This is a genomic window from Herbidospora sp. RD11066 (assembly GCF_054661255.1).
In genome coordinates this window covers 325,133-350,906 of record NZ_BAAGDO010000009.1, presented here as the reverse complement: position 1 = coordinate 350,906, position 25,774 = coordinate 325,133, and the positions used below count along the sequence as shown (strand labels likewise).

Annotated in this window: 27 protein-coding genes; 7 read left to right on the top strand and 20 right to left on the bottom strand. The window is 70.0% G+C overall.

Going from position 1 to position 25,774, the window contains the following annotated elements:
• Nucleotides 1-15 precede the first annotated feature (15 nt).
• Both ACYQ78_RS31270 and nagA read left to right on the top strand, forming a co-directional pair.
• Nucleotides 16-879, top strand: a complete 864-nt coding sequence (locus tag ACYQ78_RS31270; RefSeq protein WP_459804534.1) for an SIS domain-containing protein — start codon at nt 16-18, stop codon at nt 877-879.
• Nucleotides 876-1,997 (top strand): N-acetylglucosamine-6-phosphate deacetylase, encoded by a 1,122-nt coding sequence (gene nagA, locus ACYQ78_RS31265; protein ID WP_459804533.1) that lies wholly within the window; start codon nt 876-878, stop codon nt 1,995-1,997. The genes ACYQ78_RS31270 and nagA overlap by 4 nt, the downstream gene beginning before the upstream one ends.
• Before the next feature lie 657 nt (nt 1,998-2,654).
• Here nagA and ACYQ78_RS31260 read toward each other — a convergent pair.
• Together ACYQ78_RS31260 and guaB are read right to left on the bottom strand one after the other, a co-directional pair.
• Entirely contained in the window at nt 2,655-3,776 is a 1,122-nt protein-coding gene (locus ACYQ78_RS31260) for a GuaB3 family IMP dehydrogenase-related protein (protein WP_459804532.1), read from the bottom strand.
• 26 nt (nt 3,777-3,802) lie between these two features.
• Nucleotides 3,803-5,284 carry an IMP dehydrogenase gene (gene guaB, locus ACYQ78_RS31255; RefSeq protein ID WP_459804531.1) on the bottom strand — a complete coding sequence of 494 codons (1,482 nt, stop codon included), beginning with the start codon at nt 5,282-5,284 and terminating at the stop codon, nt 3,803-3,805.
• 437 nt (nt 5,285-5,721) lie between these two features.
• Between guaB and ACYQ78_RS31250 the strand changes: the two genes are divergently transcribed.
• Together ACYQ78_RS31250 and ACYQ78_RS31245 are read left to right on the top strand one after the other, a co-directional pair.
• On the top strand, nt 5,722-6,711 hold the full coding sequence (locus ACYQ78_RS31250) for a helix-turn-helix transcriptional regulator (protein ID WP_459804530.1): 990 nt from the start codon (nt 5,722-5,724) through the stop codon (nt 6,709-6,711).
• Nucleotides 6,712-6,759: 48 nt separating this feature from the next.
• The gene (locus ACYQ78_RS31245) at nt 6,760-7,137 is read left to right on the top strand and encodes a DUF5319 domain-containing protein (RefSeq protein WP_459804529.1); all 378 of its coding nucleotides are present in this window, start codon (nt 6,760-6,762) and stop codon (nt 7,135-7,137) included.
• Here the strand turns inward: ACYQ78_RS31245 and ACYQ78_RS31240 are convergent.
• The 4 genes from ACYQ78_RS31240 to groES all read right to left on the bottom strand — a co-directional run bounded on the left by ACYQ78_RS31240 (nt 7,098) and on the right by groES (nt 10,139).
• Nucleotides 7,098-7,259, bottom strand: a complete 162-nt coding sequence (locus ACYQ78_RS31240; protein ID WP_459804528.1) for a hypothetical protein — start codon at nt 7,257-7,259, stop codon at nt 7,098-7,100. The genes ACYQ78_RS31245 and ACYQ78_RS31240 overlap by 40 nt on opposite strands.
• On the bottom strand, nt 7,256-7,900 hold the full coding sequence (locus ACYQ78_RS31235; RefSeq protein ID WP_459804572.1) for a sigma-70 family RNA polymerase sigma factor: 645 nt from the start codon (nt 7,898-7,900) through the stop codon (nt 7,256-7,258). The genes ACYQ78_RS31240 and ACYQ78_RS31235 overlap by 4 nt, the downstream gene beginning before the upstream one ends.
• A gap of 245 nt (nt 7,901-8,145) precedes the next feature.
• Nucleotides 8,146-9,765, bottom strand: a complete 1,620-nt coding sequence (groL, locus tag ACYQ78_RS31230; RefSeq protein WP_459804527.1) for a chaperonin GroEL — start codon at nt 9,763-9,765, stop codon at nt 8,146-8,148.
• A gap of 62 nt (nt 9,766-9,827) precedes the next feature.
• Nucleotides 9,828-10,139, bottom strand: coding sequence for a co-chaperone GroES (gene groES / locus ACYQ78_RS31225; protein WP_459804526.1), 312 nt, complete (start codon nt 10,137-10,139; stop codon nt 9,828-9,830).
• 259 nt (nt 10,140-10,398) lie between these two features.
• Here groES and ACYQ78_RS31220 point away from each other — a divergent pair, with 259 nt between their 5' ends.
• The 3 genes from ACYQ78_RS31220 (at nt 10,399) to ACYQ78_RS31210 (ending at nt 14,090) form a co-directional block, all read left to right on the top strand.
• Nucleotides 10,399-11,460: a ricin-type beta-trefoil lectin domain protein gene (locus ACYQ78_RS31220; protein ID WP_459804525.1), complete on the top strand. Its 1,062-nt coding sequence runs from the start codon at nt 10,399-10,401 to the stop codon at nt 11,458-11,460.
• Between the two features lie 121 nt (nt 11,461-11,581).
• A complete protein-coding gene (locus tag ACYQ78_RS31215) occupies nt 11,582-12,733 on the top strand; it encodes a class I SAM-dependent methyltransferase (RefSeq protein ID WP_459804524.1) in 1,152 nt (383 codons plus the stop codon).
• A 127-nt stretch (nt 12,734-12,860) separates the two neighbouring features.
• Nucleotides 12,861-14,090: a coiled-coil domain-containing protein gene (locus ACYQ78_RS31210; protein ID WP_459804523.1), complete on the top strand. Its 1,230-nt coding sequence runs from the start codon at nt 12,861-12,863 to the stop codon at nt 14,088-14,090.
• A gap of 58 nt (nt 14,091-14,148) precedes the next feature.
• Here the strand turns inward: ACYQ78_RS31210 and tsaD are convergent, their stop codons facing one another.
• The 14 genes from tsaD to ACYQ78_RS31140 form a co-directional block, all read right to left on the bottom strand.
• Nucleotides 14,149-15,171 (bottom strand): tRNA (adenosine(37)-N6)-threonylcarbamoyltransferase complex transferase subunit TsaD, encoded by a 1,023-nt coding sequence (gene tsaD, locus ACYQ78_RS31205; protein WP_459804522.1) that lies wholly within the window; start codon nt 15,169-15,171, stop codon nt 14,149-14,151.
• The gene (rimI, locus tag ACYQ78_RS31200) at nt 15,164-15,595 is read right to left on the bottom strand and encodes a ribosomal protein S18-alanine N-acetyltransferase (RefSeq protein ID WP_459804571.1); all 432 of its coding nucleotides are present in this window, start codon (nt 15,593-15,595) and stop codon (nt 15,164-15,166) included. Before rimI ends, tsaD begins: the two co-directional genes overlap by 8 nt.
• Before the next feature lie 20 nt (nt 15,596-15,615).
• Nucleotides 15,616-16,317 (bottom strand): tRNA (adenosine(37)-N6)-threonylcarbamoyltransferase complex dimerization subunit type 1 TsaB, encoded by a 702-nt coding sequence (tsaB, locus tag ACYQ78_RS31195; RefSeq protein ID WP_459804521.1) that lies wholly within the window; start codon nt 16,315-16,317, stop codon nt 15,616-15,618.
• Nucleotides 16,318-16,349: 32 nt separating this feature from the next.
• Nucleotides 16,350-16,889 (bottom strand): class F sortase, encoded by a 540-nt coding sequence (locus ACYQ78_RS31190; RefSeq protein WP_459804520.1) that lies wholly within the window; start codon nt 16,887-16,889, stop codon nt 16,350-16,352.
• A gap of 3 nt (nt 16,890-16,892) precedes the next feature.
• Nucleotides 16,893-17,531 carry a hypothetical protein gene (locus ACYQ78_RS31185; RefSeq protein ID WP_459804519.1) on the bottom strand — a complete coding sequence of 213 codons (639 nt, stop codon included), beginning with the start codon at nt 17,529-17,531 and terminating at the stop codon, nt 16,893-16,895.
• Between the two features lie 115 nt (nt 17,532-17,646).
• The gene (tsaE, locus tag ACYQ78_RS31180) at nt 17,647-18,075 is read right to left on the bottom strand and encodes a tRNA (adenosine(37)-N6)-threonylcarbamoyltransferase complex ATPase subunit type 1 TsaE (RefSeq protein ID WP_459804570.1); all 429 of its coding nucleotides are present in this window, start codon (nt 18,073-18,075) and stop codon (nt 17,647-17,649) included.
• Between the two features lie 26 nt (nt 18,076-18,101).
• Nucleotides 18,102-19,154 (bottom strand): alpha/beta fold hydrolase, encoded by a 1,053-nt coding sequence (locus ACYQ78_RS31175; RefSeq protein ID WP_459804518.1) that lies wholly within the window; start codon nt 19,152-19,154, stop codon nt 18,102-18,104.
• A complete protein-coding gene (gene alr, locus ACYQ78_RS31170; protein WP_459804517.1) occupies nt 19,151-20,290 on the bottom strand; it encodes an alanine racemase in 1,140 nt (379 codons plus the stop codon). Before alr ends, ACYQ78_RS31175 begins: the two co-directional genes overlap by 4 nt.
• Nucleotides 20,287-21,747: an NAD(P)H-hydrate dehydratase gene (locus ACYQ78_RS31165; RefSeq protein WP_459804516.1), complete on the bottom strand. Its 1,461-nt coding sequence runs from the start codon at nt 21,745-21,747 to the stop codon at nt 20,287-20,289. The genes alr and ACYQ78_RS31165 overlap by 4 nt, the downstream gene beginning before the upstream one ends.
• A gap of 187 nt (nt 21,748-21,934) precedes the next feature.
• Nucleotides 21,935-22,393: a holo-ACP synthase gene (locus ACYQ78_RS31160; RefSeq protein WP_459804515.1), complete on the bottom strand. Its 459-nt coding sequence runs from the start codon at nt 22,391-22,393 to the stop codon at nt 21,935-21,937.
• Entirely contained in the window at nt 22,390-23,106 is a 717-nt protein-coding gene (locus ACYQ78_RS31155) for an ABC transporter permease (RefSeq protein WP_459804514.1), read from the bottom strand. The genes ACYQ78_RS31160 and ACYQ78_RS31155 overlap by 4 nt, the downstream gene beginning before the upstream one ends.
• Nucleotides 23,103-24,011, bottom strand: coding sequence for an ABC transporter ATP-binding protein (locus tag ACYQ78_RS31150; protein ID WP_459804513.1), 909 nt, complete (start codon nt 24,009-24,011; stop codon nt 23,103-23,105). Before ACYQ78_RS31150 ends, ACYQ78_RS31155 begins: the two co-directional genes overlap by 4 nt.
• The gene (locus ACYQ78_RS31145) at nt 24,008-24,874 is read right to left on the bottom strand and encodes an ABC transporter permease (protein WP_459804512.1); all 867 of its coding nucleotides are present in this window, start codon (nt 24,872-24,874) and stop codon (nt 24,008-24,010) included. Before ACYQ78_RS31145 ends, ACYQ78_RS31150 begins: the two co-directional genes overlap by 4 nt.
• Entirely contained in the window at nt 24,871-25,761 is an 891-nt protein-coding gene (locus ACYQ78_RS31140) for an ABC transporter ATP-binding protein (protein WP_459804511.1), read from the bottom strand. Before ACYQ78_RS31140 ends, ACYQ78_RS31145 begins: the two co-directional genes overlap by 4 nt.
• Nucleotides 25,762-25,774: the final 13 nt, after the last annotated feature.

Below are 25,774 nucleotides of genomic sequence, written 5' to 3'. Positions count from 1 at the left end.
GATAAAGTGCCGGTTGTGACGCACACCGAATCGGAAATCGCCTCACAACCGGCCTGCTGGGCCCGAGCCGCCGAGGTCGCCGCGGGCGCCCCACTCCCCCAGCCGGGGGAACGGGTCGCCGTGGTCGGCTGCGGCACGTCCTGGTTCATCGCCCAGGCCTACGCCGCCCTCCGGGAGTCCCGGGGCCTGGGCGTCACCGACGCCTTCGCGGCCTCGGAGTTCCCCCTGGGCCGCACCTACGACCGCATCCTCGCGCTGACCCGGTCGGGGACGACGACCGAGGTCCTGGCCCTGCTCACCACCGTCGACACCCCGACCGTCGCGATCACCGCCGACCCGGCCACACCCGTCATGACGGCGGCCGGCGAGGTGGTCGTGCTCGACTTCGCCGACGAGCGGTCGGTCGTCCAGACCAGATTCGCCACCACCCAGCTGGCCCTGCTCCGCGCCCACCTGGGCGAAGATCTGACCGGCGCGATCGCCGACGCCGAGATGGCCCTGTCCGACGACCTCGGCGCCCTGACCGACGCCGAGCAGTACACCTTCCTCGGCCGGGGCTGGAGCAACGGCCTGGCGGCCGAGGCGGCCCTGAAGATGCGCGAGGCGGCCCGCGCCTGGACCGAGAGCTACCCGGCGATGGAATACCGCCACGGCCCGATCTCGATCTCCGGCCCGGGCAGGGTGACGTGGATGCTCGGCACCGCCCCCGAGGGCCTGGCGGCCGAGGTCGTGAGCTGCGGCGGCACCTTCGTGGAATCCCCGCGAGACCCGATGGCCGAGCTCGTGAAGATCCAGCGCGTGGCCGTCGCCCGCGCCCAGGCCCACGGCCTGAACCCCGACGAGCCCATGCACCTCACCCGGTCGGTGATCCTCCCGTGAGCCAGACCATCGTCGACGCCCGGATCGTCGCCGAATACGCCGTCTTCGACGGCTGGCTCTCCATCGAGGAGGGCCGCATCACCCACATCGGCCACGGCCCCGCCCCCCGCGAGGGCGACTCGGTCGGCCACCGGTTGGTGGTCCCCGGCTTCGTCGACATGCACGTCCACGGAGGCGGCGGCGCAGGCTACCCGGCAGGCTCGGAGGAGCAAGCCAGGCAGGCCTTCGCCTTCCACCTCTCCAAGGGCACGACGACCGCGGTGGCCAGCCTGGTCACGGCCCCGCTCGACTCGCTCCGCGCGGCGGCCGGCATGCTGGCGGGTCTCTGCGCCGAGGGCCTGCTGGCCGGTGTCCACTTCGAGGGCCCGTACATCTCAGCCGCGAAATGCGGCGCCCACCGCCCCGGACTACTCCGCACCCCGTCGGTCGGCGAGTTCACCGACCTGATCGAGGCCGCCAAGGGCCACGCCCGCATGTTCACCGTGGCCCCCGAACTCCCCGGCGCCCTGGCCGCCATCGCCACCTGCGCCGAGTCGGGCGTGATCGCCGCCATCGGCCATACCGACGCCACCTACGACGAGGCCCGCGCCGCCATCGACGCGGGCGCCACCGTCGCCACCCACTTGTTCAACGCCATGCGCCCCCTGGGCCACCGCGACCCCGGCCCGATCACAGCGGCCCTGGCCGACGAACGCGTGACCGTCGAACTGATCAACGACGGCATCCACCTGCACGAGGCCGTGATCGACCTGGCCCTGCGCAGCGCGAGGGGCGGCGTCGCCTTCATCACCGACGCCATGGACGCGGCGGGGATGCCCGACGGCGACTTCGACCTGGGGCCCATGAAGGTCGAGGTCCGAGGAGGCGAGGCCCGCCTGGCGGGCGGCGGCTCGATCGCCGGCAGCACCCTGACCATGGACCGCGCCTTCCGCCGAGGCGTCCACCTCAACGGCCTGTCCCTGGGCGAGGCCATCGAGGTCACCTCCCTCAACCCGGCCCGAGCCCTCGGCCTCGACGACGAGATCGGCAGCATCGCCGTAGGCAAACGAGCCGATTTGGTGGTCTTGGACGACAACCTGGAAGTCCACCGCGTCATGCGCCAGGGCGAATGGGTCTGACCCCCAAGCCTCCCGACCCACCCAACCGCCCTGACCGACCCTCAAGGACCCCGCTCCAGACGTACAAAACCTGAGGCCCCTCACCCGAGCGCCCGTGCAACATCCCCCACCACCTCCGACCCTCCGCGCCGGACATTTCGCCATACGACCCACCAGCACCGCCAGCGAGCCGCGAGACCACGCACGACCGAAAGCACCCGCACCGACCGAGACCTCGCGCGAATCTCCCGTCACCCGTGCCGGAAATTTCGGCATACGCCCACCGGAACCACCAAGTCGACTCCGGGGCCCCACAAGAACCGGCAGTAGCCATACGACCCAGAAGCACCACCGAGCCTTCCGGCGCTCTGCGCCGGAAATTTCGGCATAAGCGCACCCGCATAAGATCCGCTCCGCGCTAATTACGAGTTCCGGATGTCGCCGGACGGATCTGGATGCGAAAGGAATCCGTCGGGCGCACAACGCCGAAATTTCCGCTTTAGCGCCCCCCGAGAACCGCCTCGCAACATAAGGCCGATATTTCAGGATCCCGCAACCAAGACCCCGCGCAATTGACCTTGAGACGGCACCACCCGCCACCCGACATTTCGGCATACGCTCGCCCCGGAAACGCGACAGGGCGCCGGAGAATCCCCCGGCGCCCTGTCAGAACGGCTCTTACGGCGTCGGCGGGGCCACCACGACCTCGACGCGCTGGAACTCCTTGATGTCGGAGTAGCCCGACGTCGCCATGGTCCGCTTCAAGGCGCCCATCAGGTTCATCGACCCGTCGGCCACCGACGACGGGCCGTGGAGGATCTCCGCCAGTGTCCCTATGGTCCCGAACTCCACGCGACGGCCCCGGGGCAGATCGGGGTGGTGCGCCTCGGAGCCCCAGTGGAACCCGCGCCCGGGAGCCTCGGCCGCGCGGGCCAGCGGCGAGCCGACCATGACCGCGTCGGCGCCGACCGCGATGGCCTTGGCGATGTCGCCCGAGCCGCCCATGCCGCCGTCGGCGATCACGTGGACGTAGCGGCCGCCCGATTCGTCCATGTAGTCACGGCGGGCCGCCGCGACGTCGGAGATCGCGGTCGCCATCGGGACCACGACGCCCAGCACGTTGCGGGTCGTGTGGGACGCGCCGCCGCCGAAGCCCACCAGGACACCCGCCGCGCCGGTGCGCATCAGGTGGAGGGCCGCGGTGTAGGTGGCGCAGCCGCCGACGATCACCGGGACGTCGAGTTCGTAGATGAACTGCTTCAGGTTCAGCGGCTCGGCCCGGCCCGAGACGTGCTCGGCCGAGACGGTGGTGCCGCGGATCACGAAGATGTCAACGCCGGCGTCGATCACGGCCTTGTGGTGCTGGACCGTGCGCTGCGGCGACAGCCGCACCGCCGTGGTCACCCCGGCCGCGCGGATCTCCTCGATGCGGCGGCCGATCAGCTCGTCTTGGATCGGCGCGGTGTAGATCTCCTGCAGACGGCGGGTCGCGGCGGCCGTGCCCAGCTCGGCGACCTCGTCGAGCAGCGGCTGCGGGTCGTCGTAGCGGGTCCAGAGCCCTTCGAGGTCGAGGACGGCCAGGCCACCGAGGCGGCCGATCTCGATCGCCGTACGGGGTGAGACCACGCTGTCCATCGGGCTGACCACGACGGGCAGGTCGAACCGGTAGGCGTCGATCTGCCAGGAGATCGACACCTCCTCGGGGTCGCGGGTGCGCCGCGAGGGGACGATGCCGATCTCGTCGAGGGCGTAGGCGCGCCGCCCGGTCTTACCGCGCCCGATCTCCACCTGCTGAGTCATGTGCGTTTCCTGTTGGTCGATAGAGGTCAGCGACGGTGGTAGTTCGGAGCCTCCACCGTCATCTGGATGTCGTGGGGGTGGCTCTCCTTCAGACCGGCCGCGGTGATCGGCATGAGCTCGCCGTTGTCGCGGAGATCTGCGATCGTGCGCGACCCCGTGTACCACATGCCCTGCCTGACCCCTCCGACCAACTGATGGGCCACTGCGGCTACCGGACCGCGGTAGGGAACCTGGCCCTCGATGCCCTCGGGGATGAACTTGTCGTCGCCGCTCACGGCGTCCTGCGCGTAGCGGTCCTTGGAGAAGGACTGCCCGCCACGCTCACGATTGCGCACCGCGCCGAGCGAGCCCATGCCCCGGTAGGACTTGAACTGCTTGCCGTTGATGAAGATCAACTCACCCGGCGACTCCTCGCAGCCCGCGAGCAGGGAACCGAGCATGACCGCGTCGGCTCCGGCCGCGATGGCCTTGGCGATGTCGCCGCTGTACTGGAGGCCGCCGTCGCCGATCAGCGGCACCCCGGCGGGACCGGCCGCGAGCGAGGCCTGGTGAATGGCGGTGACCTGCGGGGCGCCGACGCCGGCGACCACGCGGGTGGTGCAGATGGAGCCCGGCCCGACGCCGACCTTGACGGCGTCGGCGCCCGCGTCGATGAGCGCCTGGGCGCCCGAGCGGGTGGCGATGTTGCCGCCGACGACCTGGACGGCGGTGTTGGCCTTGAGTTTGGCGATCATGTCGCCGATGCCCTTGGAGTGACCGTGGGCGACGTCGACGACGATCACGTCGGCCCCGGCCTCGATGAGGGCGCGGGCACGCTCCTCGGCGTCGCCGCCGACCCCGACCGCCGCGCCGACCACGAGGCGGCCGTCGGCGTCTTTGGTGGCCAGGGGGTATTGCTCGCTCTTGGTGAAGTCTTTGACCGTGATGAGGCCCTGGAGGCGGCCCCGGTCGTCGACCAGGGGCAGCTTCTCGACCTTGTGGGTGCGCAGCAGGCGGAACGCCTCGTCGCGGGAGACCCCGACCGGCGCGGTGACCAGCGGCATCTTGGTCATCACGTCGCGTACGAGCTGCGTGTGGTCGGTCTCGTAGGCCATGTCGCGGTTGGTGACGATGCCGACGAGCACGCCGTCGGCGTCGGTGACCGGGGCGCCGGAGATCCGGTAGGTCGCGCAGAGCTTCTCGACGTCGGCCAGCGTGTCGTCGGGCGAGCAGGTGACCGGGTTGGTGACCATGCCGGCCTCGGAGCGCTTCACGAGGTCGACCTGGCGGGCCTGGTCGTCGATCGACAGGTTGCGGTGCAGGATGCCGACGCCGCCCTGGCGGGCCATCGCCACCGCCATGCGCGCCTCGGTCACCGTGTCCATCGCGGCGCTGATCAGCGGAATCTTCAGCGTGATCCCGCGCGTGAGCCGGGTGCCGGTGTCGGCGTCACCTGGCTGCAGGTCCGAGTAGGCGGGCACCAACAGTACGTCGTCGTACGTGAGCCCTTGTTCGGTGAATCTGGCCATGGCGTCCGCGAACCCCCTCCGGCGGCAAAGAAGACCTTGTCAGGCCTTCGGCCCAGTCTAGAGCTCACGGAAAGAAGCGACCGCCACGGGCGCTCGTACGCAGAGTCATCTTGAACACAGAAAGGGGGGCCGCCATAAGACGGACCCCCCTGACGCGCCGGATGGCGGGACCCCCACGGTGACCGCCGAGCCCCCCTCCGCGCCCGGTCGGTCACGGCGTCCCACCCGTGCCGACGCAGGGTCAAGAGTGCGTCACCCTGGGTCCCGGCACAATGTCCGAACCTGCAATTACACGAAGCTGCACCTCTGGCGGTTTTCTCCATCGGAAACGCAATAGCGCGTTATCCTCGCGAAGTCGCTCGGTGGCCCGGCCGCGGCGGTTTCCTGGCGAGGGAGCAGACATCCGGGCGTGACCACGACCTGAAACTGGACCGACGATGACCACCTCTGCCGACCCTTTGGAACGCCTGGGCCTCAGCCGGGCCCAGACGGCGGTGTACGAAACCGTCTTACGGCTGCACCGGGCCACCCTGCCCGAGATCGCCCAGGCCGCCGACGAACCCGCCGACGACGTCGCCGGCCAGCTGGCCGGGCTGGTCCGCCTGGGCGCGATCGACGAACAGGCCGGGCAGTTCCTGGCCCGCCACCCCGCCGCCGCGATCGGCCGCCTGATCGCCGCCCGGCTCGACCGCCTGGCCGAGGAGAGCCGCCAGATCGACGAGGTGCTGGCCTCGGTGGGCGGCCTGACCCTGACCTACGACGCCGGGCGCGACTACCAGAGCAGCCGGTTCCCCGTGGAACTGGTCAACGGCGCCGACGAACTCTACGAGAGCGTGATCGGCCTGGCGCTCCAGTCGCCGCCGTCCGATCTGGTGACCGCGATCCCCGATGAACGCGGGCTCACGGATTTCATCCGGAAATACGCCGACACGTGGATCGAGGCGCTCAAAAGTGATCTCCTCACGGCCCGTGCGGTGATCCCGGCCTCCGCCCTCGCCATCCCCGGAATGCGCGACTCCCTCGACCGGCTGGCCGCCGCCGGGGCGGGCATCCGCGTTCTTGATCGCGTACCGAGCTGGTTCTTCGCGCTCGGCCACGACGCCGCCGGCCTGCCCGCCGACTGGGGGGTGTCGCTGCCCGGCAGCGCCTACAACTGTTACCTGGTCAGAGCACCTATCGTGGTCGGCGCGCTGCGCACGCTGTTCGACGAGATGTGGCAGCGGGCGACGCCGATCCGCTACTCGCCGGGGGCCGTCCAGGTGCTGCGGCTGGCGTCCCAGGGGATCTCCGACGACACCATCGCCCGGCGCCTGGGGCTCTCGGTCCGGACCGTCCGGGCCCGGTTCGCCGACGCCATGGCGGAGCTGGGGGCCCAGACCCGCTTCCAGGCCGGGGTCGAGGCGGCGCGGCGCGGCTGGCTGTCCTGACCCGGTCTTTGAGCACACCGGGGGCGATGGGAGTCATATGGTGGTTACGTGCTGGAAGACGTCCCCCGCGACCCGTTCGCGGACGACCCCAACGACCCTGCCGTGGAGCTGGGCGAGCTCGATGACGCCGAGCCGCTCACGATGTCCGAGCGCGACGAGGCCCTGACCGACCTCGCCGACGTGGAGGTCTTCCGCTCCCTGCTCGAGCCCCAGGGGGTGCTCGGCCTGGTGCTCGACTGCCCGGAATGTGGCGAACAGCACTACTTCGACTGGGACCTGCTCCGGGGAAACCTCCGCCAGATGATCGACAACGGGCGGCCGCAGGTCCACGAACCCGCCTTCCAACCCGACCCGGCCGACTACGTCAGCTGGGAGTACGCCCGAGGCTACGTCGACGGCGTCATCGACACCGAAGAGAGCCGCTGAGCTTCCTGAATGCTGTCCACATCGGCGACCAGGGCTCGCAGAACCAGGATCGCCGGATCGGAAGACCGCACCGCCTCGCGCCGGGCCAACGCGTCGAGAACGGCGTCAACGTCGATTGTCACGCAATCGACTCTAGCTCCGCCATCTGACGGAGCCGAGCAAGAGCACGATGCTGGGCCACTCTGACCGCACCGGGTGACATTCCGAGGACGTTGCCCGTCTCCTCCGCCGACAGCCCGGAGACCACCCGCAGGATGAGGATCTCCCGCTGGTTCTCCGGCAGCCGCGACAGCAGCGCGCGGGCGTGCTCGGCCTCGATGTAGCGCACCACGGTCTCCTCGGGACCTGGACCCTCGTCGGGCCCGTCGGGGAGATCCTGGGTCGGCACCGCCGACCTCACCGAGCTGCGCAGCGCGTCGGCCACCTTGTGCGAGGCGATGCCGAAGACGAACGACGCGAACGGGCGGCCCATGTCCCGATAACGCGGCAGCGCCGACAGCACCGCGATGCAGACCTCCTGGGCCACATCGTCGGCATTGTGATAATGCCCCGAAACCCGGCCGAGCCTGGCCCGGCAATAGCGCACGACCATCGGCCGCAGCTGCGTCAGCAGCCTCTCGATGGCGGTGCGGTCCCCTGTCACGGCCAGACTGGTCAGCTCCCTGAGGTCGGACTCCTCCGGCCTCACGTCGACTCTGGACCCAATCGCAAGCCTTACCCCAGTTGCGGCGTCGGCGACGCATCCCTCGGTCACGTTAGGCATGATGCCCGCCACACAGAGAACTGTCGTCATGGTGAACGGATACGGATTGGTCACATTGATGCGGCGATAACTGCAAGTAATCGCACGAACACTCGACGGTTTTGGACATTTCAGTAATACGTACAAAATGCTGCGTTTTTGTCAGATGTTCTGACAGGTCAGGCCCATAGGAAGTGACAGCTTCTATATAGAACTACGGCCCCCACCCCGCGAATGGGGTGAGGGCCGTAGAACGGCAACCGTTATTAGTGACCGTGCCCGTGGCCGTGACCGCCCGCGGGGGCGGGGGCCTCCTCCTCGGGCTTGTCGACGACGAGCGCCTCGGTCGTCAGCAGCATGCCGGCGATGGACGCGGCGTTCTGCACGGCCGACCGGGTGACCTTGACGGGGTCGATGACGCCCTGGGCGACCAGGTCGCCGTATTCACCGGTGGCGGCGTTGAGGCCGTGGCCCACGGGGAGGTCGGTGACCTTGGCGGTCACGACGTAGCCCTCGAGGCCGGCGTTCTCGGCGATCCAGCGGGCCGGCTCGACGAGCGCCTTGCGCACGATGGAGACACCGGTCGCCTCGTCGCCCGTGAGGCCGAGGTTGTCGAGGTCGGAGGCGACGTGGACCAGCGCGGAACCGCCGCCGGACACGATGCCCTCTTCGATCGCGGCGCGGGTGGCCGAGATCGCGTCCTCGAGACGGTGCTTCTTCTCCTTCAGCTCGACCTCGGTGGCCGCGCCGACCTTGAGCACGCACACGCCGCCCGACAGCTTCGCCAGACGCTCCTGGAGCTTCTCGCGGTCCCAGTCGGAGTCGGACTGCTCGATCGCGAGCTTGATCTCCTTGACGCGGTCGGCGATGGCCGAGCCCTCACCGGCGCCGTCGACGATCGTCGTGGCGTCCTTGGTGATGACGACGCGGCGGGCCGTGCCGAGCACCTCGAGGCCGACGTGCTCCAGCTTGAGGCCGATCTCCTCGGAGACGACCTGCGCGCCGGTCAGGATCGCGATGTCCTGCAGCATGGCCTTGCGGCGGTCGCCGAAGCCCGGGGCCTTGACGGCGACCGAGGTGAAGGTGCCGCGGATCTTGTTGGTGACCAGGACGGCCAGGGCTTCGCCCTCGACGTCTTCGGCCACCACGAACAGGGCCTTCTTGGTCTGGGCGACCTTCTCCAGCAGCGGGAGGAAGTCGGCCAGGGAGGCGACCTTGCCCTGGGTCAGGAGGATGTAGGGGTCGTCGAGGACGGCCTCCATGCGCTCCTGGTCGGTGACCATGTAGGCCGACAGGTAGCCCTTGTCGAACTGGAGGCCCTCGGTGAACTCGAGCTCCAGGCCGAGCGCGTTGCTCTCCTCGACGGTGATGACACCGTCTTTGCCGACCTTGTCGAACGCCTCGGCGATGAGCTCGCCGATCTTGGCGTCCTGGGCGGAGATCGTCGCGACGTGGGCGATCTCCTTCTTGTCCTCGACGTGGCGGGCCGAGTCGAGCAGCTTCTCGCTGACGGCCTTGGCGGCCAGGTCGATGCCGCGCTTGAGCGACAGCGGCTGGGCGCCGGCGGCCACGTTGCGCAGACCCTCGCGGACCATGGCCTGGGCCAGGACGGTCGCGGTGGTGGTGCCGTCACCGGCGACGTCGTTCGTCTTGGTGGCGACTTCCTTGGCGAGCTGGGCGCCGAGGTTCTCGTAGGGCTTGTCGAGCTCGACTTCACGAGCGATGGTCACGCCGTCGTTGGTGATCGTCGGCGCGCCGAACTTCTTGTCGATGACCACGTTGCGGCCACGCGGGCCGAGGGTCACCTTCACCGCGTCGGCGAGGGCGTTCACGCCACGCTCAAGAGCGCGGCGGGCGTCCTCGTCGAACGCCAGGGTCTTGGGCATTAAAAAGTCCTCTCAGCGTAGGAAACCCCGGGCGCTCGTCGCACCCGGGGTCTCCTCACGGCCTACTTCTCGATGATGGCGAGCACGTCACGGGCGGAGAGCACGAGGTACTCCTCGCCGCCGTACTTGACCTCGGTGCCGCCGTACTTGCTGTAGAGGACGACGTCGCCCTCACTGACGTCGAGCGGAACCCGCTTGGTGCCGGACTCGTCCCAGTTGCCGGGACCCACGGCGAGGACGCGGCCCTCCTGGGGCTTCTCCTTCGCGGTGTCCGGGATGACCAGGCCGGAGGCGGTGGTCTGCTCGGCCTCAAGCGGCTGGACCACGATGCGGTCGCCGAGCGGCTTAACGGGAACCTTGGTGGCGGTCGTCACGATCGGACCTCCCCTTCAGATTGCGATGAATGAGCTGAAGAGGCGACCAGCGGCCTGCCGTCGCGGGTGTCAGACCTATCTGCGTCGCATTGGCACTCTCACTAGGCGAGTGCCAACACGACACAGTATGCACCTTCCCGGAGCTCGTCAACACGAGCGCGACTACGGTCAGCGCACTCCGGGCGGATGTTGACAGTGAGGAGTCAGAGTCGTTCATTGATCTCGCCCTCGCTTGTGCCACCAATCGAAGGGAAGGGCAATGCGCAGACTGTTATCGGCCCTCACGGGCCTCCTGCTCACGGCAGGGCTCCTCGTCACACCCGCGTACGCGGAGTCGAACGGCGGCATCCGGGTGATGCCGCTGGGCGACAGCATCACCGACGGGTTCAACGTCCCCGGCGGCTACCGCATCAATCTATGGCAACGGCTCGTCCAGGCAGGTCACACGGTCGATTTCGTCGGCTCGGGGTTCAACGGCCCGGCCGGTCTCGGCGACCACGACCACGAGGGTCACTCGGGCTGGCGCATCGACCAGATCGACGCCCAGATCGTGGGGTGGCTGGCGGCGTACACCCCCAGAACGATCCTGCTGCACATCGGCACCAACGACATGGGCCAGCAGTTCCAGGTGGCCACGGCGCCCGCGCGGCTGTCGGCCCTGATCGACAAGATCCGTGCCAACGCCCCGCAGGTGCAGCTCTTTGTCGCACAGATCACACCGTCCGCCGATCCGGCGTTCAACGCCAGGATCCAGACCTTCAACGCGGCGATCCCCGGCATCGTGGCCCAGAAGGGCCCGCTGACCCACCTGGTCGACATGAACACCGGATTCACCACCGCCGACCTGGCCGACGGCCTCCACCCCAACCAGACCGGCTACGACAAGATGGCGCTCCGCTGGTGGAACGCCCTCCAGTCGGTCCCGGCCGGCCTGACCCCCGGCGCCCTCAACTACGTGAACGCCGCCTCCGGCCGCTGCCTCGACGTCAGCGGCGTCTCCCAGGCCCAGGGAGCCCAGATCCACCTGTGGGACTGCCACACGCAGGCCAACCAGCGCTGGACCAGAACGACCGCCAACGAACTCAAGGTGTACGGAACCCGCTGCCTCGACGTCAACGGCAACGGCACCGCCGACGGCACCAAGATCCAGATCTGGGCGTGCAACGGCACGGCGGCCCAGAAGTTCACCCAGAATTCGGCCGGCGCCCTGGTCGGCACCGGGTCAGGCAAGTGCCTCCACGCCACGGGAACCACCAACGGCGCCCTGGTGGAACTCCGCACCTGCAACGGCTCGACCGCCCAGCGGTGGACCACCCGATGACGGGCGAACACTCGGGCCTGTCCCTCGGGTGAGCGCTCCGCCGAACCCGGCGCCCGGCAACGGCGGATTGCCGGGCGTGGTCCGAGTTCGTGTGGGGAGCGGCGAGCGCTAGCGTCTCCGTGTGGATCTGGAGAGCTTCGCCCGCCTGCTGACGTCCGACGGGCAGACGGCCTTGGCCGAGGCCGGCGCGGTTCTGGCGAACGGCGCCGGTCCGGTCGAGGCCGTGAGCGCTCTGCGGCGCCGGTTCGACCCCGATCTGGTCTCGGCCGCGCTGACCCAGGCGGGCCTGCGGCGACGCGCGGTCGCGAAGTTCGGCGACGACGCCGCGAAGATGTATTTCACCCCCAACGGCCTCGAACAGGCCACCCGCCCCGAAGTGGCCGAACACCGGGCCAAGCGCTTGGCGGGCCTCTCGGTCGCCGACGCCTGCTGCGGCATCGGCGGCGACCTGATCGCCCAGGCCAGAGCGGGCTGCGAAGTCGACGCGGTCGACCTCGACCCCCTCACGGTCGCCGTGGCCACTGCGAACGCCGAATCTCTGGGTGTACGAGCCCAGGTCCGCATCGCCGATGCTTCGGGGTTGGACGTTGGAGCCTATGACGCCCTGTTCGCCGACCCCGCCCGGCGGACCACGAGGGGCCGCGTCTTCGACCCCGCCGCATACTCCCCTACCTGGGACGTGATCCTCGACCTCATCCAGAAGGCGAAAAGGGCCTGCCTGAAGGTCGCCCCCGGCATTCCCTACGAGTACATCCCCGACGGCATGGAAGCCGAATGGGTCTCGTTCAAGGGCGAGGTCAAAGAGGCGGTCCTGTGGTCGGGAGCCTCGGGCCGGAGGGCGACGCTGCTCCCGTACGGCGAGACGATGACGGCGCGCGACGTCGAAGCCGACGTCGCCCCGATCGGGAGTTTCCTGTACGAACCCGACGGCGCCGCCGTCCGCGCCCACCTGGTCGGCGAGGTCGCCGAGATCGTCGGCGGCTGGCTGATCGACCCCCAGATCGCCTACCTGTCGGCCGACTCCCACGTGCCCACTCCGTGGGCGGCGGGCTACCGGGTCGAGGAGGTCATGCCCTTCTCGCTCAAGAAGCTCCGTTCAGCGCTCCGCGAACGGAAAGTGGGCGCTGTCACGATCAAGAAAAGAGGATCGGCGGTCGACGTCGAGAAGCTCCGTCACGATCTGCGACTGTCCGGCGAGGGGTCGGCGGTGGTCCTGCTGACCCGTCTGGGCACCCGTCCCGTGGCCGTGCTCGCCTCGGAAATGGGCAGGTAAAGCAGCCAGTTCGGGCAATCCATCGGGAACCCCGATGTTTCCCTGTCCCCGGGAAAGTGTCGGCGCCGAGGGTTATCGTTCGGTGACATTACGTGTTCACGTCTTCCTCTTGATCCGGAGCTCCTCGGTGGAAAACCACACCCTCCTTCAAGCGGGCAGTCAGGCCGCCGTGTCCGACCGGATGCGCGAGCTGCTGGCCCGCGCGGCCCAGGACCATGTCTACGAGCAGCGCACCCAGGGGGCCGTGCTCGACGAGATCCGCCAGCGCATGGAGGGCATGGAATGGCTGCTCCGCGAGGTCCGCGAGCGCGAGCTCGGCGGCATCAGCGCGACGATGGAATCGGTCGGCGGCCGCCTCGACGACCTGACGGGCCGCCCGCCGTCGTGGGCCGAAGGCCTGGCCCAGCACATCGAGATGGTCCGTGACCACGTCGACACCGTCGGCGAGAAGGTCACCCCGATCGGCGAGCTCCCCAGCCTGTGGGCCGACGTCGGCACCGTCGGCGAGAGCGTCGAAGAGTCCCTCAGCCGCCTCACCACGGTCGCCGACCGCCTCACCCAGATCCAGGCGAGCATGGAGACGGCCGCGGCCCGCTTCAGCCGCATCGACAAGGCCGTCACCGACCTGACCGAGCGCCTCGACCGTCTTGAGGCCGACGTCACCGAGTCCCTCACCACCGGCCTCGACAACGCGGTCACCCGCCTGACCGCCACGCTCGACCAGATCGCCACCCGCATCTCCGGCGTCGAGGGCCAGCAGTCGGCCAGCAACGCGCGGCTGAGCACCATCAGCGAGGCCCAGGCCGGGGCCAAGGCCCAGTTCCACGCCCTCGAAGGCCAGGTCGCCGGCGTGACCGCCCGCCTCGACCGCATCGACTCCCGCATCGAGACGGCCGACGAGTGCCTGGCCGACATCGACACGAGGGTCACCGGCATCGAGGCCAAGCTCACCGAGAACGGCGAGAAACTCGACGTCACCGACCGCGCCGTGACCACCTTGGACGAACGCCTGGGCGTCTGCGTGGGCGACTCGGAGACCCGCCTGTCCGCCAAGGTAGAGGCCCTCGAAGAGCAGCTGGGTGAGCGCTTCGACGGCGTCGACGACCGCGTCGAATCCATCAACCAGCGCCTGGGCCAGCTGCCCGCGACGCTGGAGATCGGCGAACTCCACCGCCTGGTCGGCGAGATCGGCCCCCTGGTCGAGACCCGCCCCGACCGAGAGGCGGTCCGCGAGGCCCTGTCGACCACGGTGGAGCCCGCCCACACCGACCTGACCCGGAGACTGGGCGCCCTCGAAGAAACCATGCTGGCGCTCGCTGAGGCCCTCCTGAGGCCGACGAGGGGCACCAAAGACTGACCGTCCACACACGAAGAAAGGCCGGGACCGCGCAAGCGGCCCGGCCTTCTTCATGTGGTCAGACGTTGATCGTGGTGATCGGCATCGACGAGTCGGCCGGGATGTCGAGCAGGGAGGGCGTCGCGCCCGCCGCCACCAGGTTCGAGCCCAGCGCCGCGACCATCGCCCCGTTGTCGGTGCAGAGCCCCGGACGCGGCACCCGCAGCTGGATGCCCGCCGCGTCGCACCGCTCCTGGGCCAGCGACCGCAGCCGCGAGTTGGCCGCCACGCCGCCGCCGATCAGCAGGTGGTCGACGCCGTGCTGCCTGCAGGCCGCCAGGGCCTTGCGGGTCAGGACGTCGACCACGGCCTCCTGGAACGAGGCCGCCACGTCGGGCACCGAGACGTCGCCGCCCTGCTTCTCCACATAGCGCGCCACGGCCGTCTTCAGGCCGGAGAACGAGAAGTCGAGGGTCCCGTCGTCGACCTTGCCCCGGGGGAACGGGATCGCGTCGCCGCGCCCCTCGCGAGCCGCCCGGTCGATGTGGGGGCCGCCGGGGAAGGGCAGGCCGAGCACCCGGGCCACCTTGTCGAACGCCTCACCGGCGGCGTCGTCGACGGTCGAGCCCAGGGAGACGACCTCCCGGGTCACGTCGGGCACCAGCAGCAGCGACGAGTGGCCGCCGGACACGAGCAGGGCCATGCACGGCTCGGGCAGCGGCCCGTGTTCGAGCTGGTCGACGGCGACGTGGGCGGCCAGGTGGTTGACGCCGTAGAGCGGGACGCCGAGGCCGACCGAGTAGGCCTTGGCGGCGGCCACGCCGACCAGCAGGGCACCGGCCAGGCCGGGACCGGCGGTGACGGCGATGGCGTCGATGTCGGAGAACTTCAGGCCCGCCTTGGCCAGGGCGCTGTCGACCGTGGGGGCCATCGCGTCGAGGTGGGCCCGGGAGGCCACCTCGGGGACGACGCCGCCGAAACGGGCGTGTTCGTCCATGCTGGAGGCGATCGTGTCGGCCAGCAGGGTGTGGCCGCGCACGATGCCGACGCCCGTCTCATCGCAGGACGTCTCGATTCCCAGGACGATCGGTTCGTCAGCCATCGACTTTCCTCACCATCGTGATCGCGTCGGTTCCGTCGTCGTAGTAGCCACGGCGCAGGCCGAGGTGCTGGAAACCGAACCGTTCGTACATGGCCTGGGCGGGGGTGTTGTCCGCCCGGACCTCAAGGAAGACGGCGGAGGCGCCGCGCCGGGCGGCCTCGTCGAGCAGGGCGTTGAGCATCAGGGCGCCCACCCCGGCCCGCCGGTGTTCGGCCAGGACCGCGATGGTCTGCACGTCGCCCTGGTCGGCGGCCACGGCCAGCCCGGCGTAGCCGACGATGGCGCCGTCGCGTTCGGCCACGATGTAGTGGCGGGTGCGGGGCTGGTCGGCGAGTTCGCCGAGCATCATGCGCTCGCTCCACGCGTCGGCCGGGAAGGTGGCGCGTTCGAGCTCCATGACGGCGGCCAGGTCGTCGACCTTCATGCCGCGCAGCGTCACGACGCTCACGCCGTCACCTTCTTGGGCGCCCCGGGCACCTGAGCGTCGGGACGCCGCAGGTAGATCGGCACCGGCGGGCCGAGGATCGCCCGGTTCTGGGCGGCCTCGACCGAGTCGATGCGCCCCTCGGGCAGCTTCGCCGCGGCGGCGGCCTCCTCGGGCGACAGCTTGGCGAGCTGCGCGGCGGCCAGGGCCGCCATCGAACCCGCCGAAGGGTGCTCGGGGCCGGTCACGTCGTCGAGGTAGAGCCGCGCGCCCACGACGGCGCCCTGAACGGGCACGTCGGCGGGCCGGTCGACCCTCGGGCCGTCGAGGCGGGTCACGCCGTCGGAGTAGACCGCCCAGAAGAGTTCCTTGCGGCGCGCGTCGGTGATCACCGTGAACGGGCCGGGCAGGTCGGCCGCGTAGGCGATCGCGTCGAGGGTGCAGATGCCGTAGGCGGGCACGCCGAGCGTCGTCGACAGCGCCCGCGCCGTTATCAGCCCGACCCGCAGGCCGGTGTACGGCCCGGGACCCGCCCCCGCCACGACAGCGGTGACGTCATGGATGGAAACGCCCGCCTCGCGGAGGACGGTCTCGATCGCCGGCGCGAGCAGCTCCCCATGGCGCCGGGCATCGATGGTGGTGGATTCCGCCAGCACGCGCGTTCCGTCGTGCACCGCGGCGGTCACGGCAGGGGTCGCCGTGTCGAAGGCCAGGACCAGCACGAAAAGCAAGCCTAGCCCTACGCGGAGTGTGCTCAGGAGCGGGAGGCGTACACGATCACGTTGTCCTTGTACTCGTGGGCGTCCCAGTCGAACTGCCCGCCACACGTGACCAGACGCAGCCCCTCGCCCAGATAGACCTTCTCTGCGGGGAAGTGCTCCTTGGGGATCTGCTCGACGGCGTCGACCCGGTAGGAGATCGTCTTGCCGTCGGACCTGACCACTTTGACGACCGCGCCCTTCTTGAGCTCGCGGAGCCGGTAGAAGACGGCGGGCGCGGTCTTGGTGTCGACGTGTCCGATGATCACGGCGGCGCCCTTGTCGCCGGGGACGGCGCTGCCCTCGTACCAACCGGCGATCTTCGGCTTTTCGTACGGCGGCAGCTCGACCTCCCCGCCTCCGGTCAGGCCGAGCTTGATCAGCGGGGCCTTCATGTGGAGGACGGGGATGTCGATGCGTTCGGGCACGGCTTTACCGCGCGCGCCGTCGACCTCGGCCGTGTCGGGCTTGGTCAGGGCGAACAGGACGAACCCCGAGACGACCGCCGCGACGACCATCCGGGTGGAGACGGCCAAGGCTCAGCCCCGGGCGCGCCTGCGGGCCGCCGCGATGCCGACACCGGCCACGGCGAGGAGCCCGATGGCGAACGGAGCGACCGGCACGCCCGAGTCGTCGGTGGGACCACCGGCCGCCGTGCCGCCGCCACCGGCGCCGGGCGCCTTGGTCGGGAAGCGGGTCTCCTCGTCGGTGACGGTCCCGCCGCGCACAACCTGGAGGCGGGCGTTGCCGATGTCGTTGGTGGCCGAGCAGCGCACCTCGACGCGGTAGCCGCCGGCCTTGGCGCTGGCCTTGAGCACGGCCACGCCGGTCAGCCGGGGCGCGGGGGCGGGGGACGGCGCGGGGGTCTCGGGCGCCGGGGCCAGCAGGCTCACGATGCCGGTGAAGGCGTCGGAGTGAGCGCTGGCCTGGTAGTTGGTGCCCGGCAGAGCGGGCGGGCAGTAGGCGGTGACCCGGATGTTGCGGGACTGGCCGCCCTGGATCTCCTTGGGCTCGACGACGACCCTGACCTCCTGCCTCGGCGGCACGGTCGCGGTGATCGTCGGCGTCGGCACGGTCACCGTGATGGACGGCTCGGGCTCGACCCCCGCCTCAGCGGAACAGCCGGCGACTCCGAGTAACACCACCCCGGTCAACGCGGCCCTCGATAAAGCGTTCATGGCCCACCCCTCCCACCGCCGACCATTACCCAGAAAATCTAGGCCAATCCATCAGCAAAGATCTTCATTTTCTAACGAATCGGCGGTTGGGTGGAAGGCTCCAAGCAGGAACGTACTAGATCGTCACCACCGGAATTTCCGACCAACGATCCCCAACACCCCGTAGCAGGACATACCTACTCTCGTCGGAGTCGTCCCGGTCGATCACGATCTCAAGCCGTTCGTCCGAAAGCCCCTCCACGAGACCCTCGCCCCACTCGACCACGGTGACCGAATCGGCCAGCGAGGCGTCGAGGTCGAGGTCGTCGACCTCCAGCGCGCCGCCCAGGCGATAGGCGTCGGCGTGGACGAGGGCGGGGCCCCCGGACAGCGACGGATGCACCCGGGCGATCACGAAGGTCGGCGAGGTGATCGGGCCGCGTACCTTCAGCCCCTCGCCTATCCCCTGGGTCAGAGTCGTCTTCCCCGCGCCCAACGGGCCGGTCAGCACGACCAGATCGCCCGCCCGCAGCAGCCCGGCGATCTTCACGCCGAGCGCGCGCATGTCCTCGGCCGTGGCCGCAGGCTCCTTCACCGCTCCCCCTGTTCCGCCCGTTCGATCAGGTCGATCAGGGCGTCGTTCACGATTCCCGGGCACTCGAGCTGAACCAGGTGGGAACTGTCGCTCACCATGGTCAGCGTCGCCGTCGGGACGGCCGCCGCGATCGCCCGGCTGTGCTCGGGCGGGGTCAGCCAGTCACGGTCGCCGACGATGATAGACGTCGGCACCTTGTTCAGCACGTCGAGCGCCTTCAGCTTGTCATGTGACATGAGCGCCGGGTAGAAACCGGCGATCACGTCGGAGGGCGTGGCCCGGATCATCGACTCGGCGAAGTCGACCAGGGTCGGGCTGACCTTGGTGGAGTCGCCGAAGCCGAGGTGGCGCAGCAGCAGGAACGAGATGTCGTTGCCGGCCTGGCGCCCCCGGTCGACGAGCGCGGCCTTCTTTTTCATGACCGCAACGGCCGTCGGGGTGGCCTTGTGGACCAGCTTGGCGACCAGGGCGGGCATGCCGAGGCTGAGCTCGGCCAGCTTCCCTGCGGAGGTCGAGATGAGCGCGACGCCCTTGATCTTGTCGCCGAACAGCTCGGGCCGCTCGTCGGCCAGCGCCATGATCGTCATGCCGCCCATCGAGTGGCCGACCAGCACACACGGCCCCGGGACGAGGTCGTCGATGACCTGCGCGAGGTCCTCACCCAGGCGGTCGATCGACTGGTCGACGTCGAGCGCCCGCTCGGACTGGCCGTGACAGCGCTGGTCCCAGACGACGACGCGGTATTTCTCGCGCAGCATCCGCCACTGGTAGTGCCACGAGTCGGAGGTCAGGCAGTAGCCGTGGCAGAGCACGATGGTCAGCGGGGCGTCGGCGGGGCCGTCGACCTCGGCGGCGAGGGTGAGGTTGTCGGAGGTGACGACCCGGGCGGTGGTGCCGTGGAGCTCCCCGAAGGGCTCACTGGCCTCCAGGTCGGGCCGCAAGCGGATGCGGCCGACGGCGTAGCGCTTGGCCAGGGCGGCCGCGGCCACCCCCGCGGAGGCCGCGCCGATGACGATCCCCGCGATGCCGGCTGTGCGCCGAACTGTCATTCCCGCTCTCCTTGCCGCACGTGTACACGTGGCACCCGGGCACCGATTCTCGTCACGATCTCATGAGTGATCGTCCCGAGGGAATCCGCCCATTCCTGACATGTGGGTTCATTTCTATCGCCTGGCCCGAAAAGGACAACCTCGTCCCCCTCGGCTGCGGGATGGTCTCCCAGGTCGACGGTGAACTGGTCCATGCAGACGCGACCGGCGATGGTGAAGCGCCGGTCGTTGACGAGCACATGGGCCCGATTGGTGGCATTTCGCATGATTCCGTCCGCGTACCCCACGGGGATCAGGCCAAGCGTCGTGTCGGCCTCGGTGGTGTAGAGGTGGCCGTAGGAGACGCCGGTGCCCTTCGGGACGCGCTTGACGAGGGCGAGCTTGGCGGTGAGGGTCATCGCGGGCCGCAGGCCGAAGTCGCCCATCTCGGGGATCGGGCTGAGGCCGTAGAGCGCGATGCCGGGCCTGACCAGGTCGTAGTGGGCCTGCGGCAGGGTGACGATGGCGGCCGAGTTGGCGATGTGCCTGCGGGCGGTGATGCCCGCCTTCCTGGCCAGGTCGGAGGCCTCGTCGAAGGCCCTGAGCTGGGCCTCGATCGACGGGTGCCCGGGGATGTCGGCGCACGCGAAATGGGACCAGACGCCGTCGATCACGATCAGCCCCTCGGCCTGCGCCTTGAGCGCGGTCTCGACCAGATGGGGCCAGTCGGCGGCGGAGGCGCCGCCCCGGGAGATGCCCGTGTCCACCTTGAGGTGGACATTGACCGTCTTTCCGGTACGTCGCACCGAAGCCGCGATCTCCTCGACCAGCCACGGCGCCCCGGCCGACAGGTCGATGTGCCGCGCCACGGCCTCGTCTATCGGCTCCCCCGGCGGGATCAGCCACGCCAGCACCGGCGCGATGACCCCGCCGTCACGCAGTGCGATGGCCTCGCGGATCGTGGCGACCCCCAGACTGGACGCCCCACCCGCCAGCGCGGCCTCCGCGCAGGGGACCAGACCGTGGCCGTAGGCATCGGCCTTGACGGCCGCCATCAGCTCGGCCCCGCCCGCGGCCTCCTTCAGAAGGGCGGCGTTGTGACGGATGGCGGACAGGTCGACCCTGGCCTCGGCAGGAGTGACGAAGCTGCTGCTCATGACTCCATATTTGCAGCCGTACGGAGGTGCCGGATCACATCCGGCAACGAGATGGCCACATCGAGTGCGGCGATAGGGGCACCCCTGGCGGCCTTGCGGGCGGCCTCGCCGTGGAGGAAAGCCGCCACGCTTCCGGCGTCGTAGGGGGCCAGTCCGGCGGCCAGCAGCGTCCCCGAAATGCCCGACAGGACGTCGCCCGTCCCGGCCGTGGCCAGCCACGGGGTGCCGGTGGTGTTGACGCGGAGCGACCTGCCCTTCTCGGCGACCAGCGTGGTCGACCCCTTGAGCAGGACGGTCACCTGGAGCTCCTCCACCGCCTTCAGGGCGTGTTCGACCCGTCTGGCCTCGACCTCGCGAGGGTCGACGCCCAGGAGTCTGCCCAGCTCACCGGCGTGCGGGGTGATCAGCGTGGGGGCCTGGCGGTGCAGCAGCTTGGGGTTCTGGGACACGACGGTGAGCGCGTCGGCGTCGACGATCACCGGCAGATCGGTGCCGAGCACCTCGGCGACGATCCGCTGAGCCCGCTCGTCGGTCCCCATTCCGGGCCCCAGCACCCACGCCTGCACCCGGCCGACCTGGTGTACCGGATCGCCGTCGAGAACGGTTGTGATCGCCTCGGGCCACCGGGCCCTGACCTGGTGGACGGCGTCTTCCGGCCCGGCGAACCTGACCATCCCGGCGCCCGACCTGACCGCCCCGCCGACGGCGAGCACGGCCGCCCCCGCGAAGCGGTCGCTCCCGGCGAGGACCCCGACGACCCCGCGCCGGTACTTGTCCGACTCGATCCCCGGCACCGGCAGCAGCCGGGCCACATCGTGGCCGGTCAGCGCGGTCAGCTCGGGTTCGGGCAGATAGTCCGCCAGCCCGATGTCGACGAACTCGACGACACCCGCCCGCTCGGCCCCCGGATCGACGAGCAGCCCGGCCTTCCGCGCCCCGAAGGTGACGGTGACGTGGGCTCTGACGGCCTCCCCCGCGACCTCACCCGTACTGGAATCCACACCGCTGGGGATGTCGACCGCGACGACCATGGCCCCCGACTCGGCGGCGATCCGGGCGAGCGTGACGAACGGCTCCCGCAACGCGCCCTTGCCGCCGATCCCGAGCAGCCCGTCGAGGATCAGGTCGGGCGTCCCGACCTCCCCCGGCTGGACGACCCGGCCACCGGCCCTCTTGAGCGCCGCGAGCCCGCCCTCGTGGGTCTTGCTCCCCGCGAGCACCGCCTCCACCCGGGCCCCCCGGCCCGCGAGCCGCGCCCCGGCGTAGAGCGCGTCGCCGCCGTTGTCCCCGCTCCCCACGAGCAGGACGACCCGGGAGCCGTAGACCCCCGGCAACAGCCTCGCGCAGATCGCGGCGAGCCCGGAGGCCGCCCGCTGCATGAGCTCGCCGTCGGGCACCGTGGCCATCAGCGCGTGCTCGGCCTGCCTGACCTGATCACTGGTGAAAGCGGTCCACATGTACTCGACGCTATCCCGAAGGCCTCGGCGATCAACCGGCCCCTCGGCGCCGGTCAAAGCTCGGCCGTTGCGGCGCTTCACATGAGCGGCTGAGGAGCGTCAGGTGACGGTCCGCCACCTGGTCGGCGGGCGGTGCCAGGGTAGGCGGAGCCGTAACGGAGCGACCGAATTCCCCTGACGACGGCGGTCAGCCCTCCGCGATCACATAGGCGACCGCGAACCCCCCGTCGTGGCTCAGGGACAGGTGCCAGCTGCGGACCCCGAGTTCGCCCGCGATCTCCTCGGCCCGGCCGCTGACCATCAGCACCGGCCGGCCGTGTTCCCCCACGACGACCTCGGCCTCGCGGTGGGCCAGGCCCGGCGGGCCGCCCAGCGACTTCGCCACGGCCTCTTTGGCCGCGAAGCGCGCCGCCAGGGACGCCACCGGGACGTCGCGGCCCGCGTCGGCGAAGGTCTCGCCGCAGAGTTCGTCTCCGGCGTGGCCGGTGCACAGGGCCCCGGACTGGCCGGAGACCAGCCCGGTGGACACCGAGCGGCCCTGGAGTTCCACCTCCGTGAAGAGGCGTTCCCGCAGTGCGGGACGGCGTTCCAGGGTGGCCGCGAACCGCGCCACGTCCACCAGGTCGACCCCGATACCGACGATCACTCGTCCCCCGTGAGTGAGAGCACCCTTAGTCGCTGACCCGCCCAGATCACCGATCCGACCACGACGATCGCCATGGCCGGGACGGCGAAGCTCAGCGCCACCTCCGACTTCATGAAGGCCGAGGTCGTCACCTGGTCGGCGATCGACTGGGCCCACTGCTGAATGGAGAAGCGCCGGGCCCCCGGCACATACCCGCCGATCAGCCCTTCCCACACGAGAGCGTAGATGACTCCGATGGTGACGGCGTGCCGGGAGACCACTCCGAGGAGGAAGAAGACCGCGGCGTAGGCGATTCCGGCGAACAGGGAGCCCAGGGCGAACCCGGCGGCGATCCCCGATTCGGAGCCGATCAGGACGTAGGCCGCGATGTAGGTCGGGATCACCGAGAACCCCACCATCAGCGACGCCGCCACGAGGTATTTGGTGAACGCGATCACCGGACGCGAGATCGGCTTCGACATCAGGTGGATGATCGTGCCGTCTTCGATCTCCGGCGCGATCACCCCGGTTCCGGCGATCAGGCCCAGCAGGGGCAGCATGGTGCCGATCGCGAAGGTGCTCATGAGCTCGACCGCGACGCTCTCGTCGCCGCCCCCGATGAAGCGGAACAGGAACGCGATCGCGATCAGCGAGATGGGCAGCAGGGCCAGCAGCCAGACGCGCTTGCGGCCCAGCATGGCCCGGTAGGTGATGGACGCGACGACGGTGTTCATGATCGGCCGCTCAGGTAGGAGAAGACGCTTTCCAGGTCTTCGTCGGTCGGGGACACCTGCCACAGGCGGACGCCCAGGTCGCGGGCGAGCCTCGGGAGCTGGTGGGTGAAGCGCCGGAAGTCCTCGGTGCGGACCTCCAGGCCCTGCGGCGTGAACGAGACCCCGCCCGAGGCGGTGTCGGCGATCAGCGCGGCCGCCAGCCGCCGGTCGTCGGAGGAGCGGACCCGGAACAGGTGGGGCCGGTCGGTCATCCGCCGCCGGATCTCCCGGTAGTCGCCGGAGGCGGCGTGGCGCCCGGCGACCATGACCTCGATCTGCTGGGCGACCCGCTCGACCTCTTCGAGGATGTGGGAGCTGAACACGATCGTCTTGCCGGCCGCGCCGAGCTCGCGGACCAGGTCCATCAGGTGGAGGCGCTGGCGCGGGTCCATGCCGTTGAACGGCTCGTCGAGCAGCAGCACGGCGGGCTCGTGGACGAGCGCCCCGGCGACCTTGATGCGCTGCCGCATGCCCTTGGAGTAGGTCTCGATGCGCCGGTCCTTCGCGTCCACCATGTCGACCTGTTTGATGGCCCGCTCGGCCGCGTCGTCGCCGAGGCCGTGGAGGCGGGCCGCCGACTGCACGAACTGCCAGCCGGTGAGGAAGCCGTAGACGCCCTCCTTCTCGGGCACCAGGCCGATCGTGCGGTAGACGTCGTAGTTCTTCCAGATCGGCTTGGCGTCGAGCGTGACCGTGCCGCCGGAGGGCTGGAGGAAACCGGCCATCAGGTGGAGCAGGGTCGACTTGCCGGCGCCGTTGGGGCCGAGCAGGCCGGTCACGCCGGGGCCGATCGTCATCGTCACGTCGTTGACCGCGACGACGTTGCCGTACCAGCGGCTGACCTGCCGGATCTCGATCACGCTCATGCGGCCAGCGCCTTCCGGTAGCGGGCGTAGATCGCGGCCAGGGCGAGGGCCACCACGGCGACGACGAGCAGGATGGGGCCCGCCCCGGCCGGATAGGCGTCGCCGTAGACCGGCTGGGTGCCGAACAGATTGGTCTGGACGGCGTTGATCAGGAAGAACGGGTTGATCAGGATGCTCCACTGGGCGGCGCCGCTGTAGCCCTCGCTCATGAAGACCCCGGAGAGCACCGCGGAGGCGGCCAGCGTGAACATGTAGAACGCGATCACCGACGCCACCCCGAGCCCGCGGCGCGGCGTGAACGAGGCGAGCGTCAGCCCGACCGAGGCCAGCAGCACCGCGCCGATCACCGACGTGCCCAGCGCGGCCAGGTAGTCGGAGGTGTAGGGCGGTCCGGGCATGTCGATCAGCAGTTCGCCGACGAACTGCACGGTGATCGGCACCACCATCAGGATCAGCAGCGCCGCGATCATCGCCGCGAGCTTGGCCCCGATGTAGTCGACGATCGTGATGGGCCGCGACAGGTAGAGCGGGATCACCTTGTGGCGCAGGTCGGGCGCGACCAGCACGGGCGACTGCGCGGCCAGGAAGATCGCGATGATCGGCTGCATGAAGACGATGTAGTCGGGATAGCGCATCGGCTGCTGCTTGAGCAGCGCCATGATCGCGATCGACACCACCGCCGGCAGCATCATGGCCCCGAACAGCAGGAACGGCATGATCTTCGACTTGAACGTCCGCCCCAGCCCGAAGGTCCCGCGCAGGCTGTGCACGCCCAGGGCCACGGCGGCGCCGCCGCGCCCGAGGCGGGGCCCGTCGTAGTGGCGGTAACCGATGTCATGGATGACGCCGGTGGGCTGACTCATCGGAACACATCCTCAATGCGGGCGTGCCGCTGTTCCAGCCGGACCAGGTTGAGTTCCAGGTCGACGACCGCGTCTCTGAGCAGGTCGTAGGTCTCGTCGGCGCGGGCCTGCACCATCAGCGCGCGCCCCTCGACGGCGACGGTCTCGCCCGCCTCGGTCAGCCGCGCGGCCAGCTTCTCCATGCCCTCCTCGACCTCCACGGAGATCACCTGGGAGGCCTGGGTGAGCTCGCCGATCGCCGAGGCGCGCAGCAGCCGCCCGCCCTCGATGACGATCACGTGGTCGCAGATGCGTTCGAGCTCACCGAGCAGGTGGGAGCAGACCAGGACGCTGATGCCGAACTCGGTGCCGATGCGGTGGACCAGCCGCAGCATCTCGTCGCGGCCCTGCGGGTCGAGGCCGTTGGTCGGCTCGTCGAGAAAGATCACTTTGGGGTCGTGGACGAGCGCCTGGGCCAGCTTGACCCGCTGCTTCATGCCGGTCGAGTAGCCCCCGATCGGACGGTAGCGCTCCTCCTGGAGACCGACGTGGCGCAGCGTGTCGGCGGCCCGCTCACGGGCGGCGGTGCGCGGCAGGCCGGACATGCGGGCCATGTGCACGACGAACTCGGTCGCGGACTGGTCGGGCGGCAGGCAGTCGTGCTCCGGCATGTAGCCGACGGAGCGGCGGATCTCCTGCCCCTGCGTGGCCGGGTCGAGGCCGAGCACCCGGGCCGAGCCCTCGCTCGCCGGGACCAGCCCGAGAAGGATTTTGATCAGCGTGGACTTGCCCGCGCCGTTGGCGCCCACCAGCCCGGTCACCCCGGTGCCGACGCTGACCGTGAGCCGGTCGAGCGCGGTGACCCGGGGGTATCGCTTGGTGAGTGCCTCGGTGGCGAGGATGGTCATGATCGGGACAGTA